Below are 14,566 nucleotides of genomic sequence, written 5' to 3'. Positions count from 1 at the left end.
CCTCTATCAAACCTATGATTGTTGATTTATTCAGCCATAAAATCCACTCAAGCAGTGATAGCTGGGTTGAAAAGCTTGCCGAATTGGCCGCCATATTCGGTGAGTTCGATGGGCAGTTATACGACCGTCCAGCCATTGAAGTGCGGCTCCAAGCTATAAGCCCTCGTGTCTCATACTTGGCATCGGAAGCCGCAACGCGCCCCTTAACGCCAGGAGGCCGTCTCGATGTTTCTAAATTTCGGGACGAGATTAGTGCGTATCCTGCATACCTTGGTCTATATTTTCTGGAGCAGAGTCCGGCAGGGTGGGTACTGCGGCTAAGTGAGACGGCGAAAAGGTATTTGCTCAGAGAGGAGCCGGATGTTGCATCATTTCTGCGCTTGCAACTACCGCTGTTTCAATATCCTAATGCCATGGGTGCACGGTACCGGAGCTTTACGAATGATCTGCACATCCAATCTAACACTCGGGACCGCACTTTAGAGTTTATAGCAGGAGGCATTCACTTCTCGCCTGTGCGGCTCATTGCTGTAGCACTCAAAGCTGATGCCCTGTTGCGAGGAGTTAACATTTTTGATGCATCTATTTCCTTTCACGAGATTTTTGGACTCGCAAATGCGCCAGACGTAAATCGTTATGCTTTGCCGCCACAGGAAGTCGTAGCCGCTACATTGGCAGCAGTGCGTCGCGGAGAGATCGTGGGACCGGCAACATTTGAGAGTCGGTTTCATACGTTGCGCCATACTGAAATCTTTCAACTTTCCCATGGGGCTGCGAAACTCCGGGAAGGTGTGACGGTTGAGGATAGAAATCAACTAGTGCAGCAGCTGGATGCAATATGCTCGATTGCTGCTCAGTTTGAGGGATTCGATGATTGCACCACTGGCCAAGATCTTGAGCAGGTAATAGCAAGCGGAGATTGGGGGCGCTATTTCGATGGCGTCAGAGTACTGCCTTCCAATGTCGTCCTAACCCTAACCGCTGATCACGCTCTTAACGCTGCAGAAGTCGAGCCTCAGGTTGCTGCAGAACAGATTGCAATTCAGCCTGTCCCTGAAACGTACCCGTTTAGGCAAAGAACCGGAACGCCTCCGCCTGCGCGCTCTTTTGATCGCCGCCGGGAGATTGCAGACCCAGAAGTTACTAGGGTTAAACTCCAGCGTCGCAATTTAGCTCACAAAGAGCTCATCGATAAAATGGACTCGTACCTGCGTTCCCTTGGGGCAATACCGAAAGAAAACGACCACATCGACCTACTTGCCAAAATCCCGCATGACGGGTCTTTCATATTTGAGATGAAAAGCGGTGGAGATACTCTGCTAGATCAAATCAGAAAGGGCCTAAGCCAGCTATACGAGTACAGGTTTAGATACAGAGATTTGATCGAGGATGAAGCTATTTCTCTTTGCTTAGTGCTCCCAGGTAACCCCTCTGTAATCCCATGGATCACGAGATATCTTTGTGAAGATAGAGACGTTGGCATTTGTTGGTTTAACGAAGATGGGCACCCTGTGTGGCCAGACCTGTGCGAAGACCGTATGAGCGTTTTGCGCCCCCCTGTGCCTGCTTAAGTAATCGGAAGGCGTAAATGAACAGAAGCGAAATGATGGCTGCTGTTCGTTCTAAGAATACGCGCCCTGAAATGCTGGTGCGTCGCTTGATTCATTCCCTTGGTTACCGTTACCGGATTCACCGACCTGACCTCCCTGGTAAGCCGGACCTTGTTTTTCCTAGCCGTAAAAAAGTCATCTTTGTACATGGTTGCTTTTGGCACCAACATGGATGCAAATCCTCTCATTTCCCGAAAACAAACCAAGAATATTGGGTTCCAAAGCTTGAGAAAAATGTCACCCGAGATGCGTCAAATCTAGCAGCGTTAGCTGCTGCAGGGTGGAGTTTTCTTATTCTTTGGGAGTGCGAGTTAAAGGACGTTTCCTCGCTGCAGAGCCGGATTTGCAAGTTTCTTGATGCCGTTGATACCCCTGAATAGAGGTATCTATTGGAAGCTTACGGATATCGCGATAATGCACTGTACCCTGCGTAAAAGCCACAATAGAGCTGTCCTCGCCTTGTTTCTGTTGTTCTTTTTAATCCCATTCACAGCAGTACACGCACAACCGCCGGTCAGATCATTAGCGGGATTCGTTATCAAAGTTGCCGATGGAGATACCATTACCGTCATTGATTCACTTGGAACAAAGGTAAGGGTTCGATTATATGGCATAGATGCTCCTGAGATAGAAAAAATTAACAAGAGAACGGACCGAATCAGTAAACCGGGACAGCCTTATGGTGACGAGGCTTGGAAGGCTCTCAGTGGTAAAATCCTCCGTCAAAGCGTCAAGCTTGATGTGATAGCTGTTGATCTTTACAGAAGGCTGGTTTGCTTGGTGTGGCTAGGCAGTAGGAATATAAATCAGGAAATGGTGGCCGAGGGCTGGGCTTGGGCATATCGTGATTACCTGGAGACCCCATATGCATCGGAGTTTATTGATGCCGAGGTTCGTGCACGTAATTCTAAATTGGGGTTATGGCAAGGGGTGAATCAGCTTCCACCATGGGAATTCAGGCGACTAGGCAAGAACGAGAAGATAAAATGATCATCGAGGTTTTCGGATGGCGGAATACATTTTAAACACAAATATCGGAGAAGTCCCAGTAATAAAGCCTCGAAGACTTGATGGTTATTATGGGACTATCTTTGTTTCATATGATCGTAATATTGCTTTCAAAGTCTTTAAAAAAGGAGATAGTGCCTTCGATAGGCTTGCTCGCTTGTATACCTTCCGAAGTGAAGTAGCAGCTTATACAAAGATAACAGCGGATAATCTTCTAGGAAGGCACGTTCCTAAGTTCTACGGTACTTTGGAAGTAAGTAATGTAGTAAGCTCTATTGAGGTATTGCCAGACTTTAATGATACAGTAGCGTACTGTATGGAATTCATCGATGCTCCTTTTTTCGGCGTTGTCAATGATTCCAAAGCAGAGGCGACGATATTGAATTTCAAGGCAGTTGGAGTAGATTACGTTAAAGATGCAGACTTTGCAATAGTAAATGGTGTGTATAAGTTCATCGACTTTGCTCTGATAGGTGTGAGAGAAGAACTGCAAAAAGGAGAGTGGTATCTTTTGAGCGATGAATCGAAACTGCAAAAACTTCTCGCTGCCTTTCCATTTTTGGCGGAAATCCCAAAGCACTACTACGTAAGTGAAAACTCCTATGACTATTGAGACTATCTTTTTCACACAAATCGGTTCAGTTATTGGTGTTCTATCAGGCGCATTTTGGCTCTATCGGTTACTTGTATCGCAAAAGGATAGCGTGATTGAGTTGCTACATGAAAAGATAAAATATCTTGAGTTGAAAGTTGCTGATGCAGAGTCTCAATCGCCAGATATTTTAATTGAGAGATTGAGAAAGCGAGTTGAAATTGGGAACGAAGAAATACATAGGTTGAGAGAAGATGGGGAAGATTATAAGGGCCAGCTAACAGAGAAAGAGTGGCAACTTCAAGAGCTGGTGGCGAAGTTAAATAAGATCACTTCGCTGTTGGAGACATATGAGTTGGTTTGTCCGAAATGCAAAGCTCCCCTCCTTAGAAGGGAGTACCATACCATCTACGGATACGTCAGTGGAAGCGAAGTGGAAGCTGATGTTGAGTATGTTGAATATGAGTGCGGATTTGCGACGAAAGAAGGCGAGGACAAACCTCTTTCTCCATGTGGGCGCTCCACAATGGAGGAGGCAGGAAAGGGGCCAACAGGATGACAGAAGAGGAATACAAAGCAGCATTCGGGATTGACCCACTTGACCGTCGCAAGGCAAAAGAAGCTTTAGGTCATGCGTTGGATATCAGAAAATTCGAGATCGAACTTTACTGGAAAAGAGCTACCTATTTCTGGGCATTAATTGCCGTTGCCTTCGCAGGATATTTTGCAATCCTAGGCTCTGAACATCTTATAGATAAGCAGTACTTAGCATACATTGTAAGCTGTGTTGGTATTTTATTTACATGGGCTTGGTTTTTGGTCAATCGTGGCAGCAAGTACTGGCAAGAAAACTGGGAGAATCATGTTGATATGCTGGAGGATGTTGTTACTGGACCACTGTACAAGACGGTACTGTATCGACCGCAGGAAGAGAACCTGACTGAGAAATACTTTACTGGTCCCCTGCCTGTATCGGCTTCAAAGTCAAATCAATGGGTTAGCCTCTTTACCGTCTGCATATGGGTAATTCTCATCATCCATGCTTTGCCCGAATTGCACTTCGACTGCACCTATGTCGTTGACTATTACATATTAGGGCGGCACATTGTGCCTCTAGCCGTGACTCTCCTCTTTGGGAAGGTAATGTTTAAATGGGGAAGAACCTTTCCAGGCTCCTACGATCACGTGGCTCAAAAGCGTGATACCAAAATCATACCGCCACCGCCATAGTCCAAGGAGATTGCATGAAAACCAGGCTTTGTTGTTTGAGTGAGGAGCATTTTAACACCTGCGTGGCCCATAAACTATGGGGTGCAAACAGCACTCACCCAAAAAAATGGGATATAGGCGATATATTGATATTTAAAGTCGATAACAAACTAGCAGGTGTCGCTAGAGTCATTGGTGAGGCATATATTGATGACACAAAAATATGGGACAATGGTTTGTTTTTTTACAGAGTTGAACTAGATTTTGAAAGAGTATTGACGCCTGAAAACCGTATTGCTTTCGATGGAGAGATCAAAGATTCATTTATCAGCCTGTGGGGCAAAAGTTATGGTTGGGTAATCCTGAACAAATATCCTTTGCCCTTGAGTATTCGTGATCTTATATTGTCAAAGTTCAAAATGAACGCTTAAGACACAGAATTCACAAGGACTTGCACTCGCCCAATCGAGCGATCGTTGGCGCAGGGACAGGTACGTTCAGACTCGCAACGAAATGTCTCTGATTGAAGTCATGTCCGCCAGCAGGATAAGAATAGCGTGTAACCGGTTCGCTGCGACCTAACAAAATGTTCCCTAGTAATTGGTGCGGTCCCATGGAGGAAGACGTGGAATGCACAATCGTGTATGCCAAAGAACCTTGTATCAAGGAAGGGGCATCGAGGGACCGATTCCTACCTTTTCAGCAAGTCCCCTCCTGAGATAATCTCAGCTTCGTCATTTCTCTCCTGCTCTTACCATCAGCTTGACAATCCCCTCCTGAATAACCTCATCCTCAAGGGTCCTAAATGCTTTAACGAGCATCGTTTCCCTGTCTGAAAGTGGGGGCTTTTCATAGGTGCTCTCATCGAAGAAGGCAGAAGGTGGCACCTTAAGAGCATTGGCTACACGTTGGAGCTTGTCAGTATTGAGCATCGTGCTCCCATTCTCATACTTCTGAATCTGCTGGAAAGATACTCCTACCAATTCAGCAAGCCTCTCCTGGCTCAGACCCGCATGCTTTCGCAGCATCCTGATCTTCCCACCTATTTCCTTGGTGTCCAATATCTTATCCATAGTCATATACCCCTGGCAGGGACAATACAACTAAGGGTTGTAGCAAACTACGAATGAGAGTTAGATAAATGTTGAAATGTTCTAAGTCAGGTTGTACTATCCCTCCTGTTTTGCATTTTGTGCTGGTTGAGGGGGGGATGAGGGGATGGCTTTAGTCAAATGCCATGAGTGTGGCAGGGAGATATCTGACAAAGCAACAGCCTGCATTGGATGTGGGTGTCCTATCGAGGTGATGCACGGGGAGTTATCAGTTATTGACGTAAAAGATGAGCCGGTTGATGCTCATGGTGTTGAAAGTATTAAAGGTGAGGGGAGTCTTTCAGGTAGTCAAACGGCCTTGGGATGTCTTATTGGGATTTGTGTCATTGTGGGTATGGTTCTTTCTTTTTTCATTCCGCATAGAGGCCCGCTTTACATTTTTATAATAGGTGTTGTCTTTTTAGGCTCTAGATTTCTTATGAAAGTCAGCGGGACACGATCCTGAGGTCATTACAAGTATAATTTATTCCTATTACTAATTAAGGAGTTGATGATGAGGTTGATACTCGCTTTTGTTTTAAGTGTTATCTGTATCCTATTCCCGGTTCTATGCTATGCTGACAATTTCGATCTTCTGGTTAAATACAAAGAAACTAAACAGGATATTGTCAGGGGGCTTTTGGTTAGAAAGGATATACAGCAAATACTTGTTGAACTGTTGGGTAAGGCAGAATTTAAGAAGTTTAAACTCAATTGTCAGGTTACAGAGGGTTTCGCATCAAAAAATAAAGATGGGATCTACACAGGGACAGGATGGATAAAGGGTGACGAAATATATCTATCTAGTCTCATGCTGAATCCATCTACTAAGAGTGTTTATGTTTTATATGGTGGAAAGGACTACATAAAGATAGTTTCTAACCAAAATAATAGGATGGAGTTGCCGCCCTATATCATGCACGATCTAGTAAAGGCATTAAGCGGTCGGGACCTAACTGCTACTGATCTCGAATTTAATTATAGTGAGAAAGGTAAGGCTAGTTCAGTTAAGTATACTGCTGCAGAAATACAGCAAATGCTTGGAATTCCAGTCCTGAAAGCTGAGGACCTCGTGAATGTGTTTGATAATCGGAAGAATGTTATATTTGTCAATACTAAATTTACTACTAGGAATCAGGCTGGATTTGTGCGTTCATGGGTGCGAATTGTTGATAATACAAAAGCTGATAATGATATCTATCATGACACCTATCGACTATACACTCTGGATTGCAACAATGCTAAGAGTTCTAATAATTATTCCATCGTATCGGTTGATGATGATGGGAAGCTAGTAACTGCGACAGATTATTATCGGAACATGGTTTTAGACATAAATAAAGTGGAAAGCACAAATTATTTTGGTGAGGCTATAGAAGATGGTACCTATGATTCTGTAGCCTACAAATATTTATGCAAGCAACACGAAGACGATCAAAGCAGTGTTAAAGAACAAATAGATGTAAATGAGCCAGTAGAGGCTAGTGACCAAGCAGATACTTCAAATTAATTTCGACAATCTAGAGAATAATTATACTGCATGATGGAGGTTACAATTGAATGATTTGAAGATTTTTCTACTGGTAATAGGTGTGACCACATTAGTCGGTGCTGGCTTTGCTATCCCTCAATTTCATCAGAAGTATAAAGAGAAAAAAGCCAGCGAGTTGAATGAACAACAGCAAAGAGACTATTACGAGAAAGTTCGTGGATCTGCAAGAGTGGGTTTCGATGGAAAAGTCTATATCCCTTATGATCCTTATGCTCCTGTCAGGTTTGGTACTCCACCACCGAAGTGATAGTTATTAATTCTATAATACGATAATGTTACATATATCAGTTCAAAATAATACCCACAGACCAAGACCGAGATTAGATATGTAGAAGTCAATTGCAATCATTTTCCTACCCCACCCTCCTAAATCAAGAGGCATGTCCAACATCGGATGTGCCTCTTTTTTTGTCTCAAAGGCTACCAAGTCGGACCAATCGGAGAAGCCCGACAATAAGAGGTAAGCCGCTAGAAGGAGAAGGAGCATGTGTAAGACCTATGATGTGATCAATGCGAGGATCACGGAGCTTCTGGAAGCTGGTACGGTGCCATGGAGGAAAACATGGAATGCAGAGGCTAATGTGCCGAAAAATCTGGTAAGTGGCAAGGAGTACAGAGGAATCAACATCTTTCTTCTCGGCTGCATGACTTATGGATCTCCGTACTGGTTGACATTCAAGCAGGCAACAGAGAAGGGGGGGCATGTCCGTAAAGGAGAGAAGTCTTCTCCGGTGATCTTCTGGAAGTGGATCGACCGCAAGGATGCCGATGGTGATGATGCGGAGGATACCAGTAACGGCAAGGTGCCATTACTCAGGTACTACTCGGTGTTCAACTTGGAGCAGGTAGAAGGGATACCATCGCCACCATCACCTGAGAACATCATCAACCCATTCACTCCCATCGAGAGAGCAGAGCAGATCATAGCCGGTATGCCATTAAGACCGGACATTAGACATGGTGGTAACGAAGCCTCTTATAGCCCCATGTTGGATTACGTCAGACTACCGGAACCCTCAGCCTTCCAGTCACCAGAGGAATATTACAGCACAGTATTCCATGAGCTTACCCATGCAACAGGACACGCTTCCAGAGTTGGCCGAAAGGGGATACTGGAGCCTTCCTTTTTCGGCAGCCATTCCTATTCGAAGGAAGAACTGGTAGCTGAGATGGGCGCTGCATTCCTATGTGGTATTGCCGGTATCGAGCAGGGGACCATCGTGAATTCCGCTGCCTATATCCGAGGTTGGTTGAAGGCTCTCAAGGACGACAAGAAGATGTTGGTGATGGCCGCAGCCCAGGCTCAAAAGAGTAGCGACTATATCCTCCACCGAAAAGGAGGTGAAGTCGACCAAGCTGAAGACTCCGCAGAATAAGGACTCCCCGCTGTAATCCCCACCTTATGAAAATCGCCATTAAGCAGTAACTCTCATTAACTCTCCTCGCAAAGACTATCAAGCAAGCTCCAAATTTGCCCTACAAGCCCATTTCTAAGTTCAACCCATACTAACCCCTCAATTCATAAGTACGGAGGACCCGCTATGGCCTTATTCCGATGCGGCACATGTGGTGCCGTCTATGAAGACTATTACCCACCTGATGATACCTGCCTCAAGTGCAGGGTCGGGACCATTCGGATTATCACATCACAAGGAGGAAACCATGACCGCGATCAAGCCCACCATTAAGCTCTTCACCAGCCAGGACGACGACAGCAACGGCATCCACATTAACAGCCTCATCCTCGATCATGGAGGTAACAATTACCAATTCCAAGGAGGTACCCACGATACCATCCACGTTTTCACTCAGAGCATCGCCCTCTATGTACTGACTATCAATAAGGCCCTTGGGACCATGGGCCTTCACGCCTTCATGGCACCAGAGCCGGACCCCATCAACACCTTCTATATGCACACCCCGAAGGATATCAAGGAAACCCTTGGCGCTAAATGGGAGCACCTGTCACCCAAGCGGATAGTCGAGAAGTTAATTAACTGCCTAATCTAAAAGGAGGAGTAGCCATGCCAGTAGTAGACACCCTATTCGGACCCATGGAATTTGCTGACCCTAAACCGAGACCGCTCAAGTTCAAGACAATCAAGGCGGTATACGAGACACTGACGGTAAGGGAGCCAGTTGGGAACTACCTGAACCCTCGGACTAGGTATACCTCTCCATCCCAGATCTATGACACCTTCAGCTTCCTCAGGCAGGAGACCAAGGAGTACTTTATGGCTATCCACCTCGACGGTAAGAACCGCATCGCAGCCATTGATATCGTCAGCATAGGGAGCTTGAACCAAACGATTGTCCACCCCAGAGAGGTATATAAAACAGCTCTGCTCTCATCGGCAGCCGCCTTGATTCTCATCCATAACCATCCGACCGGAGACTCTACGCCGAGCGCGGAAGATATCCAAGTCACAAGGAAGCTCATAGAGGCAGGGGAGATACTTGGTATCAAGGTGCTGGACCATATTATCGTCGGTGACCACCATTACTCATTTGTGGAAGGAGGGGTCATCTAATGAAATGCGAGTTCTGCGGTAAGTGGATGAGGCAAGGTGATATCGTTCATGGCCTCAAGTATGGGACGTTGGAAAGGACAGGCTTTACGCCAGCAAGGGATTCAGCAGTGACGGTGATATGTGGACCATGCAGTATGGAGATATACAGGATCATCTATGGTCGCTTGGAAAATCATAAAGTGACATTTCCGGTCATGTTCAAGATGCATGAGGAGCTTAGTGCCCTGATGAAGAATGGATACAAGTTCGTGCAGAACATGGCGAAGCTGCCCAGGACGGAGCTAGTAGCACTACAACAGTTGATTGCCATCTGCAAAGTCTCCCGCTGACTCACCATCGACGCCCTCCGCGCAGGAAAACCAACCTTACGAAAAAATCCTTCGTTTCTCCACTTCTAAAAGCCAAAACCGACAGTGCCACCAAAGCTGTGTGACTGCAATTTAAAAGCTGAATAAAATTAGTGGGTTGCAGCGCATCGCGCTACTGGTAAGGCTTGGGGGGATGGGAAAGCCTGCGCAGTAGCCCATAATTAGAGGCTTTGCGTGGCAATTAGTGGTGGAAATATAGCCTTTGCTATATATGCCCTCACAATATCGTGGTGGTAGCAATCTATCCGACCTGTGGCAGCAGGTCACTGATGAACATCGATGTGCACGCATGGATGATCCTTGGCGCTCCGTGGCCCCTTTGGGGGGTAGCTATGGGTATTGACGGTGAATGGTGCAGTGGAGGGTTGCAATGGTGCAGTGCGGTTGAAGGACGAGTTGGCTGCTGCTTGGCGTAATCAGTTATGAATTCCGAGGCTTCGCCTCGTTCGGTCTCTCAAGATATATTTGCATGAAGCCGCAAATCTATCATGAGAGATCCGAGCCCTTAGAACCCCAAAAGCCGCATTCCGTCAGGCTTCGATGAAAACATAAGCTTGAGTTTTGGCCTAAAATGCGCTATGATTCTGATTCCGTTGCGCCTGCCGTCTAGGTGGCCGCTGAGAGCTACAGAATAATGGTGCACTGATGGTGCACTTCCGGTGCAAAAAAGGCGACAAACAGCGAAAGCTGGCAACACATCCTGAGTGAAGGTGGAAGAGCTAACCTAACGGGATTTTTAGTAAAACGTAGAGTTGTCAACATACGGAGAGGTGTCCGAGTGGTCGATGGTGCCTGACTCGAAATCAGGTGTACGGAAACGTACCTAGGGTTCGAATCCCTACCTCTCCGCCAACTTAAACAAGAGGGCCGGTCATCAGACCGGCCCTCTTGCTGTTTAAATGTAGCAAATGTGAAGGGGGGGCGGCAGAAAGCCTCGACCTTTTACTGGTTCGATTTCTCGGGAACCAGTCTTATTTCCAGATGGCAGCCTACGGCGCGGGCATACTTCTTCAGGGTCGTCAGGGAAGGCGCGTGTTTCCCGACGGCTTCGAGACGCGATACGGCACTCTTCGTCGTGCCCATCCTCTCGGCTACGGCTTCTTGCGAGAGACCGACTCGCGCGCGGGCAGCAAGAATTTCCCTTGCCAGGGCGTATTCCAGTATCCCCACAGGCCGGCCCTCGATCTCGGCTTTGACGCGTTTGTGGAAGTACTCGACGGTGTAGTTCATGTGCACTGAGGTTAGCATCTTTGCCAACGCCGATCAATTTTCTTCCGGCTGGCCGCTTCTTATCATCAGGGGTGTCGTCGGGGGCAGACTTTTGCATCGGGTGGTTTTTGACGCCTCGTCTAAACCGTAGCCCTACAACCAAATCCCCAAATGCAAAGCCTGACCCCAGAGATGGTCTTGTGGATCTCAAGGTCTGGAGGAATGATAACGGCTGCAGGTCTTTTTCTAGTCACGAGGACTACAATAAGGCGCGGTGTTGATCTGCGGGGTCAGGCTTTGGATTTCGGGATTTGGTGCCTCTCTGAACCGTGGAGGATCAACAAATCCCCAAATGCAAAGCCTGACCCCAGAGATGTTTATTCGAAGGTTGCCCCCACCGTCTCGCTCGTCACGAATTGACGTATCAGCGCCAGAACCCGCCGTACGTCTACCGGCTTGCTGATGTAGGCGTCCATTCCCGCGGCCAAGCATTTTCGCTCGTCCTCTTTTAGTGCATGCGCGGTAACCGCTATGATGGGGATGTGGCCTCCGCGGACGGTCTCCTCTTCCCGTATGGCGCGAGTTGCTTCGAAGCCGTCCATCCTCGGCATCTGGATGTCCATCAAGATCAAGTCGGGATGCTCCTCTTGCCACTTCTCAAGCGCCTCCTGTCCATCTTCCGCGACCTGAACGTCATACCCTGACATGGTGAGGATTTTCCGGAGGGCGTCGCGCACCGTCGGATCGTCTTCTGCAATCAGAAGCTCTGCTCCTTTCCCATCTCCTGCAGCACGGGGCGGTGTCTCGGAAGGGTGAATGGCTCTATCCTGCGCGGCTACACTTTCCGCCACCGCCTCTGCCAGCGGTATGATGAAGCAGAAGGTGCTCCCTTTTCCCTCTGTGCTCTCGAAGTCGATGCTCCCCCCCAAAAGCTGTACGATCTGGCTGCTGATGGCAAGCCCCAGCCCGGAGCCGCCGAAGCTGCGGCTGTACGAGGAATCGACCTGGGTGAAGGGACGAAAGATCAGGTCCCTCTTGCTTTCCGGGATGCCGACTCCAGTATCGGTGACGGAGAAGGAGATCTTCTTTTTGCCTCCCGCGGCATTCCCTGCTCTCGCGACGCGTACCTCTACCCGCCCATTCTCTGTAAATTTCACGGCGTTGCCGACCAGGTTCAGAAGAACCTGGCGCAGCCGCACCTGATCGCCGACCACTGCTTCGGGCACTCCGGCCTCAACCGAAAGGACGATCGGAAGACCCTTTCGCTCGGCGTCGAATGAGACGATCTCGATCACCTCGGAGAGGCACTCCCGCAGCAGGAACGGTTCCTCCTTGATGGCGAGCCTCCCTGCTACGATGTTTGTCATGTCGAGGATGTCGTTGAGGATACGCAGCAGCGCACGTGCGGAGGTGACGGTCTTTTCGAGGTACTGCCGGGTGGCTGGAGCAACGTCTTCCTGCAGCGCAAGGTGCAGCATGCCGAGCATGCCCGCCAGCGGGGTGCGCAGCTCGTGACTCATGTTGGCAAGGAACTGGCTCTTTGCGGAGTTAGCCGCTTCGGCAGCTTCCTTGGCGGCTCGGTGCTCAGTTATATCAACCCCTACGCCGACCAGACAATCCCCCTCTCTGGTGTGCAGCTTGACACCGGTGAGGTAATAGGCTCTGCTGGTGCCCTCCTTCAACGAAAAAGTGGCTTCCACGTCGGCCTCACCGCGCTCGAATACCTCAGCAATCCGGGCGGCAACGCGTTCGCGGTCTTCCCCGGAGAAGAAGTCGAGGGCGCCCATCCCTGTCAACTGCGCCGGATCGAATCCGGTCACCTCCTCGAATCTCCTGTTCCAGCGCAGAAGCTTCAGATCGGTATCAAACATGTAGAAAATGCTTGGGAGGGTATTGAGGACAGCGTCGGAGAAATCCCGCTCGGCGCGAAGGGCGGACTCCATTTCCTTACGTGCGGTGATGTCGGTAGCAACCCCATCCCACACGATGGCACCGGATGATTGCCGACGCGGACGCGAATGCAGCTGCAGCCATCGGCTTCTCCCGTCGGCTGCGGCATAACTCACCTCCAAGTGGAAATCTGCCAGTGCTGCGGTGCTGGCATGCTCCGCTTCCAGTAAAGCGGCACGTATATCCTCGTTGACCTGGCCGTGCAGGGCCCGCGCATCGTGCAGCACCTCGTCAACCGTCACGCCGTGGATCTTCTCGACCCCCGCAGAAACTTCGAGGAATCGGGGTGCCTCGTTTTCGCGGGTGTAGCGGTATACGTAGCTGTCAGGGAGATTGTCGGCAAGGCTGCGAAGACGCTCTTCGCTTTCCCTGATCTGGGCGGTGCGCTCCTCTACAAGAGTCTCAAGTCCCGCCTGATTCAGCTTCGCCTCCATCAGGAGCTTTGTGAGCCATGCCAGAAGGAGGCTGAAGGTGATCGCGGTAATCACCATCAACGACATTCCCAACGGGTCACCCCACCCTCCCGACGGAGCTACGCTAAGAACCCACCTGCTGTTCGGCAGCTCTATAGCTCTGTGCACCGGGTTCCACAGCGGACCGGACGAGGAGGCTACGATCTGCTTTCTTCCGCTCTTCGGTTCATTGCGCCACAGCTCATACGCCAGCCCCCTCCGTGTTAGCGTTGCCAGCTGTGCCGGATCGAGCGTTTGTGGAAAGCGGATCAGAACGCAGACAAAGCCCCAAAACTTCTGGTTGCCGTCGCCCGAATCAAGGAATACAGGGAGACGGGCCACAGCTCCAAATCCCCCCTGCATGAGATTGAATGGCCCCGCCAGGGTGAGCTTACCGGTCTGCACTGCCAGCAATGCCTCGCGGTCTCGTTGAGGATCTTTCAGCAGGTCATGCCCGATCGCCCCCTCATTACCCTCACGGGGTACAACCTGGCGTACAACGCCTCTCGGTGCCAGCTCCAGCGCAGCTACTCCTTGATAAAACGCAAGCATTTCCCTCGCGACAGATTCGAAGTCACGCACGGTCCCGTTCCCCTGCCGCACCAGGGCCGCAAGCGCATAGCTAGCAGAAAAAGATCTCTCGATATTGAGCTGGAGTGCAGTGGCATGTGCACCAGCCAGCGTGCCGAGTGCGGCGCGTCTTTCATTGAGGCGGCTCTCCTCGATGCGCCAGACCAGTGCCGCAGAGGTGGCCGCTGCCACCAGAAAGACAACTGCTGCTATCAGGAGCGGCTTGGGCCAGTTGCGAACATCTTTATGTGCAGGAATATGCGACATCTGTCGTCTACTCCGTAGAAGCTCTGTCTTTTTCGGGCGTACATCTATACCAGTACGCACGACCGCCAGCACCATGCCCCTTACGTGCGTGACGCACCCAAAAGCGTTGTTGAGGGTGAGGAAATACTTAAAGAAGGATACCACTTACACGACTCCG

At 49.2% G+C, this 14,566-nt stretch carries 16 protein-coding genes, 1 tRNA gene and 1 pseudogene; 15 read left to right on the top strand and 3 right to left on the bottom strand.

The window, feature by feature from the left end:
- Positions 1–14 precede the first annotated feature (14 nt).
- From LPW11_RS06145 to LPW11_RS06115, 7 genes are all read left to right on the top strand, one after another.
- Positions 15–1,571, top strand: a complete 1,557-nt coding sequence (locus LPW11_RS06145) for a hypothetical protein (protein ID WP_230997250.1) — start codon at positions 15–17, stop codon at positions 1,569–1,571.
- Between the two features lie 17 nt (positions 1,572–1,588).
- Complete coding sequence (locus LPW11_RS06140) at positions 1,589–1,990, top strand: very short patch repair endonuclease (RefSeq protein WP_230997249.1); 402 nt, start codon at positions 1,589–1,591, stop codon at positions 1,988–1,990.
- Positions 1,968–2,600: a thermonuclease family protein gene (locus LPW11_RS06135; protein WP_331001601.1), complete on the top strand. Its 633-nt coding sequence runs from the start codon at positions 1,968–1,970 to the stop codon at positions 2,598–2,600. Before LPW11_RS06140 ends, LPW11_RS06135 begins: the two co-directional genes overlap by 23 nt.
- 16 nt (positions 2,601–2,616) lie before the next feature.
- A complete protein-coding gene (locus LPW11_RS06130; protein WP_230997248.1) occupies positions 2,617–3,231 on the top strand; it encodes a hypothetical protein in 615 nt (204 codons plus the stop codon).
- Positions 3,232–3,322: 91 nt separating this feature from the next.
- The gene (locus LPW11_RS06125; protein ID WP_230997247.1) at positions 3,323–3,769 is read left to right on the top strand and encodes a hypothetical protein; all 447 of its coding nucleotides are present in this window, start codon (positions 3,323–3,325) and stop codon (positions 3,767–3,769) included.
- Positions 3,766–4,440, top strand: a complete 675-nt coding sequence (locus LPW11_RS06120) for a RipA family octameric membrane protein (RefSeq protein ID WP_230997246.1) — start codon at positions 3,766–3,768, stop codon at positions 4,438–4,440. Before LPW11_RS06125 ends, LPW11_RS06120 begins: the two co-directional genes overlap by 4 nt.
- Before the next feature lie 14 nt (positions 4,441–4,454).
- Positions 4,455–4,850, top strand: coding sequence for an EVE domain-containing protein (locus LPW11_RS06115; RefSeq protein WP_230997245.1), 396 nt, complete (start codon positions 4,455–4,457; stop codon positions 4,848–4,850).
- 303 nt (positions 4,851–5,153) lie between these two features.
- On the opposite strand, the gene LPW11_RS06110 is transcribed toward LPW11_RS06115, so the two are convergent.
- Positions 5,154–5,492: a helix-turn-helix domain-containing protein gene (locus LPW11_RS06110; protein ID WP_230997244.1), complete on the bottom strand. Its 339-nt coding sequence runs from the start codon at positions 5,490–5,492 to the stop codon at positions 5,154–5,156.
- A gap of 145 nt (positions 5,493–5,637) precedes the next feature.
- Here LPW11_RS06110 and LPW11_RS06105 point away from each other — a divergent pair, with 145 nt between their 5' ends.
- From LPW11_RS06105 to LPW11_RS06070, 8 genes and pseudogenes are all read left to right on the top strand, one after another.
- Positions 5,638–5,976 (top strand): hypothetical protein, encoded by a 339-nt coding sequence (locus tag LPW11_RS06105; RefSeq protein ID WP_230997243.1) that lies wholly within the window; start codon positions 5,638–5,640, stop codon positions 5,974–5,976.
- Between the two features lie 48 nt (positions 5,977–6,024).
- Positions 6,025–7,020 carry a hypothetical protein gene (locus LPW11_RS06100; protein WP_230997242.1) on the top strand — a complete coding sequence of 332 codons (996 nt, stop codon included), beginning with the start codon at positions 6,025–6,027 and terminating at the stop codon, positions 7,018–7,020.
- A 46-nt stretch (positions 7,021–7,066) separates the two neighbouring features.
- Positions 7,067–7,309 carry a hypothetical protein gene (locus LPW11_RS06095; RefSeq protein ID WP_230997241.1) on the top strand — a complete coding sequence of 81 codons (243 nt, stop codon included), beginning with the start codon at positions 7,067–7,069 and terminating at the stop codon, positions 7,307–7,309.
- A 238-nt stretch (positions 7,310–7,547) separates the two neighbouring features.
- The gene (locus LPW11_RS06090) at positions 7,548–8,438 is read left to right on the top strand and encodes an ArdC family protein (RefSeq protein ID WP_230997240.1); all 891 of its coding nucleotides are present in this window, start codon (positions 7,548–7,550) and stop codon (positions 8,436–8,438) included.
- Positions 8,439–8,724: 286 nt separating this feature from the next.
- Entirely contained in the window at positions 8,725–9,072 is a 348-nt protein-coding gene (locus LPW11_RS06085; RefSeq protein ID WP_230997239.1) for a hypothetical protein, read from the top strand.
- Positions 9,073–9,227: 155 nt separating this feature from the next.
- A pseudogene (locus LPW11_RS06080) lies at positions 9,228–9,593 on the top strand (JAB domain-containing protein); the annotation flags it as partial.
- On the top strand, positions 9,593–9,922 hold the full coding sequence (locus LPW11_RS06075) for a hypothetical protein (RefSeq protein ID WP_230997237.1): 330 nt from the start codon (positions 9,593–9,595) through the stop codon (positions 9,920–9,922). The pseudogene LPW11_RS06080 and the gene LPW11_RS06075, both read left to right, overlap by 1 nt.
- A gap of 803 nt (positions 9,923–10,725) precedes the next feature.
- A tRNA-Ser gene (locus LPW11_RS06070) sits at positions 10,726–10,813 on the top strand.
- A 90-nt stretch (positions 10,814–10,903) separates the two neighbouring features.
- Here LPW11_RS06070 and LPW11_RS06065 read toward each other — a convergent pair.
- Both LPW11_RS06065 and LPW11_RS06060 read right to left on the bottom strand, forming a co-directional pair.
- Positions 10,904–11,191: a helix-turn-helix transcriptional regulator gene (locus LPW11_RS06065; protein ID WP_230997236.1), complete on the bottom strand. Its 288-nt coding sequence runs from the start codon at positions 11,189–11,191 to the stop codon at positions 10,904–10,906.
- A gap of 356 nt (positions 11,192–11,547) precedes the next feature.
- Entirely contained in the window at positions 11,548–14,409 is a 2,862-nt protein-coding gene (locus LPW11_RS06060; protein ID WP_230997235.1) for a response regulator, read from the bottom strand.
- Positions 14,410–14,566: the final 157 nt, after the last annotated feature.

It is taken from the genome of Geomonas sp. RF6, from assembly GCF_021044625.1.
GTDB lineage: Bacteria > Desulfobacterota > Desulfuromonadia > Geobacterales > Geobacteraceae > RF6.
The sequence above is the reverse complement of the archived record's forward strand: the minus strand, read 5'-3'. Positions and strand labels throughout refer to the sequence as shown.

Excerpts from the sequence above, each read along its gene's own strand:
- LPW11_RS06060 (WP_230997235.1), bottom strand. The coding sequence starts at position 14,409 with ATGTCGCATATTCCTGCACATAAAGATGTTCGCAACTGGCCCAAGCCG.
- LPW11_RS06100 (WP_230997242.1), top strand. The coding sequence starts at position 6,025 with ATGAGGTTGATACTCGCTTTTGTTTTAAGTGTTATCTGTATCCTATTC.
- LPW11_RS06140 (WP_230997249.1), top strand. The coding sequence starts at position 1,589 with ATGAACAGAAGCGAAATGATGGCTGCTGTTCGTTCTAAGAATACGCGC.
- LPW11_RS06110 (WP_230997244.1), bottom strand. The coding sequence starts at position 5,492 with ATGGATAAGATATTGGACACCAAGGAAATAGGTGGGAAGATCAGGATG.
- LPW11_RS06115 (WP_230997245.1), top strand. The coding sequence starts at position 4,455 with ATGAAAACCAGGCTTTGTTGTTTGAGTGAGGAGCATTTTAACACCTGC.
- LPW11_RS06145 (WP_230997250.1), top strand. The coding sequence starts at position 15 with ATGATTGTTGATTTATTCAGCCATAAAATCCACTCAAGCAGTGATAGC.
- LPW11_RS06065 (WP_230997236.1), bottom strand. The coding sequence starts at position 11,191 with ATGAACTACACCGTCGAGTACTTCCACAAACGCGTCAAAGCCGAGATC.
- LPW11_RS06075 (WP_230997237.1), top strand. The coding sequence starts at position 9,593 with ATGAAATGCGAGTTCTGCGGTAAGTGGATGAGGCAAGGTGATATCGTT.
- LPW11_RS06135 (WP_331001601.1), top strand. The coding sequence starts at position 1,968 with ATGCCGTTGATACCCCTGAATAGAGGTATCTATTGGAAGCTTACGGAT.
- LPW11_RS06105 (WP_230997243.1), top strand. The coding sequence starts at position 5,638 with ATGGCTTTAGTCAAATGCCATGAGTGTGGCAGGGAGATATCTGACAAA.
- LPW11_RS06130 (WP_230997248.1), top strand. The coding sequence starts at position 2,617 with ATGGCGGAATACATTTTAAACACAAATATCGGAGAAGTCCCAGTAATA.
- LPW11_RS06120 (WP_230997246.1), top strand. The coding sequence starts at position 3,766 with ATGACAGAAGAGGAATACAAAGCAGCATTCGGGATTGACCCACTTGAC.
- LPW11_RS06085 (WP_230997239.1), top strand. The coding sequence starts at position 8,725 with ATGACCGCGATCAAGCCCACCATTAAGCTCTTCACCAGCCAGGACGAC.
- LPW11_RS06090 (WP_230997240.1), top strand. The coding sequence starts at position 7,548 with ATGTGTAAGACCTATGATGTGATCAATGCGAGGATCACGGAGCTTCTG.